At 46.0% G+C, this 3,963-nt stretch carries 3 protein-coding genes and 1 pseudogene; 3 read left to right on the forward strand and 1 reads right to left on the reverse strand.

Going from position 1 to position 3,963, the window contains the following annotated elements; all coding sequences use genetic code 11:
• A pseudogene (locus Q0314_RS05045) lies at window positions 1-855 on the reverse strand (lipopolysaccharide heptosyltransferase family protein); the annotation flags it as partial.
• Window positions 856-1,018: 163 nt separating this feature from the next.
• Between Q0314_RS05045 and Q0314_RS05050 the strand changes: the two are divergent.
• From Q0314_RS05050 to Q0314_RS05060, 3 genes are all read left to right on the forward strand, one after another.
• Window positions 1,019-2,356: a hypothetical protein gene (locus Q0314_RS05050; protein ID WP_298057222.1), complete on the forward strand. Its 1,338-nt coding sequence runs from the start codon at window positions 1,019-1,021 to the stop codon at window positions 2,354-2,356.
• Window positions 2,346-3,104 carry a polysaccharide deacetylase family protein gene (locus tag Q0314_RS05055; RefSeq protein WP_298057224.1) on the forward strand — a complete coding sequence of 253 codons (759 nt, stop codon included), beginning with the start codon at window positions 2,346-2,348 and terminating at the stop codon, window positions 3,102-3,104. Before Q0314_RS05050 ends, Q0314_RS05055 begins: the two co-directional genes overlap by 11 nt.
• Window positions 3,105-3,258: 154 nt before the next feature.
• Window positions 3,259-3,963 (forward strand): hypothetical protein (locus Q0314_RS05060; RefSeq protein WP_298057227.1); only part of this gene is annotated, 705 nt, incomplete at its 3' end.

The following is a 3,963-nucleotide window of genomic DNA, read 5'->3' on the forward strand; positions in this document are numbered from 1 at the left end:
AGCTAGTGAGCCGATGAGATTTTTTAGGTCGTTTGCGTTTTTGATATCGCCGTAAATTTCGCTCGTATCGCTAGCCAAATCTGCACAAATTTGTCCATCGCCAGGATTTTTTGCCTGCTTTTGATCCGCATTTTCCGCGAGCAGGTTTTTTAGCAGAGTAGCCTCCTCGCCGACGCCGAAAATATAAACCTCGCAGTCAAATTTGGCGAAAATTTCAAAGATTTTTTCCCAAGTTTTTTTTGGCGGCGTTTTCATTTTATTACCCGCGCTTAGGCTCACGCCGATCTTAAATTTGCCGCTTTTTATTAGATTTTCTTGCGGAACAACGAGCGGTTTTTGCAAGCATTTTTCATATTTTAGCTCGCTCTCGTCCAGCGTTTTTAGGTAGGTTAGTAGCGTTAGATCATTTAGAGTATGCGGCACTTTTTTCATACCGAGCGCCAGCAGGGCAAAGTCGCTAGATACCGCGTAGTGACGCACGACGACGATATTTTTAGCTAGCGTGCAGCGCGCCAAAAAAAGATTTAGGCTGTTTGGCATCAGTACGTAGACGCTCTCGTAGCCGCGCGAAAAAAGCCCAAGCGCGAGTCCTAGTTTTGAGGCCTTTTTACGCCTTACGTCGTTTATCGTAAATATTTTTTCTATTCGCCGGTCGTGTTTTGCGAAGGCTAGATTTATCTCGTCGATTAGCACGTCAAATTTGCCCAGCTTTTCAAAGATCACGGCCGAGTTTGCGTAGTCGCCGATTTTAGCGGTTTGTATGAGTAAAATTTTGCCTTTTTCGCCTTTAAATTTTAGCTTTTTCATCGCAAAAAGATATGGGTAAATCAGTAAATATATGAGAAAATATATCAAAATTTAGACCTTTATTATTTATAGAATTTAGCCTAAATTTAGCATAAATTTATAAATTTACGGCCGGTTTTTGAGCGATTGCGAGTAAAATTTAGCCAAAAACCGCTTACTGGATTTTAATGATTTTATCGTTATAATGGGCGTTTTAAAATTAAGGGAGAAAATGACGAAGCTACAAAACCGCTTGCAAAACGCCGCCTTATACCTCGTTTGCGTTTTTATCGCCTGCGAGCATATCCCGCGTATGACGGCGGCGAAAAATATCTCGCTTTACCTCGCGCTCGTTTGCGCGATCTGGCTTTATTTTACCGATAGGACGCGATTTGCCGCAAGGGTTGGCGTAAATTTTAGCATCTCTCGCACGCCAGCGTTTTGTCTTATTACATTTACTTTTTACGCGTTTTTGATCTCGGCCTTTCCCTACGCGCCGCAGTTTGATTCGCTGGGCAACGCTGCGGGCGAGTTTGGGCGCGGATTTGCTTTTTTGCTCATCGTTTACGTCGCGGCAAACGGCGAGACCGCTCAAGCAAAAGCCTTTTTTTACGCGCTGATAGCGGCCTTTGCGGTTATTAGCGTTTATTACGCCGCGCCGCTTTTTAGCGAGTTTGAGAGGCTTGGCAGCGCGGGCGAATTTGACGCGCGGGTCGTGCGCCGAGCGTATGCGGACTACGTGGATAGATTTTTGCCTTTTGCGCTTGCGGGAGTTTTTATCTTTAGGCGGGTATGGGCGCGGATTTTGGTTGCTTTGCTCTGCTTTGCGGCCGTGGGGCTTGATATTTTGAGCGGCGTTAGGGGCAGCTGGGGCGCGATGCTGGTTTGTTTTGTTTTATTTGGTTTTTGTTTGTATATCTTAGGCGGCGAGGCGAAGCGTAAATTTAAACTCTTTGCCGTTATTTTTGCCGTTTGCGTAGCGGGCGCGTCGGCGGCGGTTTTGAGCTCACCCACGGCGATGTATAAATTTTTGCAGATCGGGATAGTGAGCGAGGCAAATCTCCAAAACGAGAGCATGAGAGAGCGTATCGCGGGTGCGGGCTTTAGCTCGGGGCGCGATTTGATTTTAAAGGAGCGCTTGCCGCTGCTTTTTGCGAGTCCGCGCGCGCTAATGGGGCTTGGGCACGGCAAGGAGCAGTACGACGCCTTTTTGCGCGACGAGGCGGACAAAGGCGCGCAGATCTCGATGATGCAGACGAGGCCGAGCGGCGAGCGGTACTGGTTTAACGACGAGCCGTTTTTTATCGGGCACTACTACTACTACGGCGCGGTCGGTACGGCGCTGCTACTGGGCGGTTTTATCTCGCTTTTGGCGTATGCGTTTAGGCGTTTTTTATACTCGCGCGAGCTGCTTTTTGCGGCGATTTTTATCTCGCTAGCGTGTTATTTCGGCGTGCGCGGGCTGTTTGAAGCGATAAATTTACGCATACTTTATATGTTTTATATGCTAGGATTTTTCGTCTTGCTAGCCACGCGGACAGAAGCTAAAGGAGGCGGCGGTGAGCGTTAGCGTTTTGATGTATCATCACGTTTTAAAAAATAGCGGCTTTATCGCCTCTAGCGTGGAGGATTTTGCCTCGCAGATGCGGTTTTTAGCGGAGGCTGGCTACAAAACCCTAAGCGCGGCGGAGTTTACCCTGTACAAAAAAGGCGAGCTAGCCGTGCCTAAAAAAAGCGTCCTCATCACCTTTGACGACGGTTGGAAGGACAACTACATTTACGCCTACCCGGTCTTGCACGAGTTTGGGCTGCGGGCGACGATATTTTTAGTGACGCAGTGGATCGAGCGCGCGAGCATGCGGCGGGGCGAGTTTATCGAGCTAACTCACTCTGAATACAAAAAAGTAGCCCCCCAGCGCCCGCAGGACGTGTTTTTGAGTCTTGACGAGATAGCGGCGATGCGGGACGTTTTTGACTTTCACTCGCATACGCATACGCATTTTGACGAGTATTTCGGCGCGCTCCCGCCTGAGGAAAATTTCGCTCGGTGCCGCGAGTTTATGCGCGCAAATTTGGGCATCGAGGATAGGCTTTTGTGCTGGCCGCGCGGCAAATACGACGAAAATTTGATGCGTCTAGCTAGACAGGCGGGATACGAGGCGTTTTTTACGACGCAGCGAGGTATAAACAGACCAGACGGCGACCTATCGGCTATCAAGCGCATCGCTGCTAAAAAGGACGCCGCGTGGCTAAAACGCACGCTTTTTATCTATCAAAACGACATTTTGGGCGGGATATACTCGAAGATAAAGAAGTAAAATTTGCTCTAAATTTGAGTAAAATTCGGCATTTTGGCGGATCTGGTTCGGTTTGCGTAAATTCGGCTCAAATTTAAAAGGCGTGAGATAATAGACGTAGTTTCGCGTGGGGGAGGGCAAGGTGTCTGCTCGCTTTGGCGTCTAAAGGATCGTTATGAAATTTCGCAAATATAAATTTAAAATCCTAGCCGCAGTGCTAATTCTAGCGGCGATAATCTGTGCTGCATTTATCCGCATAATCCCCGATTATTCCACCTCGCGAGGCTTTGCCGTCGTTTCCCTTTCCGACTACGACAAATACAAGCAGGGATACTGCCTCAAAGAGGATAGAATTTTACCCAAAGAGGAGTTGTATAAAAGAGTAGCAGGGGCATATTTGGACTATGATGTAAAGCTATATTGGATGATCGATGCTTATAGGTTGAAAACCTACGGTAGTTTTTGGCATAGTAGATACGAGGTTGCATACTATGAACTAGAAAATATAAACTTATCGAATTGTTTTGAAGTATTAGAAAAATATTATCAAGAGGGGAAAACGACCGAGCAGATACTGATGAAAGAATTAAAAGCTAAAAAAACCGATCCGAAGAAATATTTAAAAATAAATTTGAAAGATACGAGCGTTGGATTTGACAGACCGATAGTTATGGTTAACGGCGACGATAAAGAAGTCACAGGTACTTTGTTTCTTGATAAATTTGCTATATTTAACGGTAATTATATGCAATTTAACCATTCCGAGTATATTTATGACTTGATAACGAATTTTGACATTACTAGAGAATACTATAAAGAGAGAAAAAATGCCGTAGTCGGTATTGGAAAAGGTTTTAAATTTGATAACTGCGGCAATATA

This window comes from uncultured Campylobacter sp., from assembly GCF_938040115.1.
Lineage (GTDB): Bacteria > Campylobacterota > Campylobacteria > Campylobacterales > Campylobacteraceae > Campylobacter_A.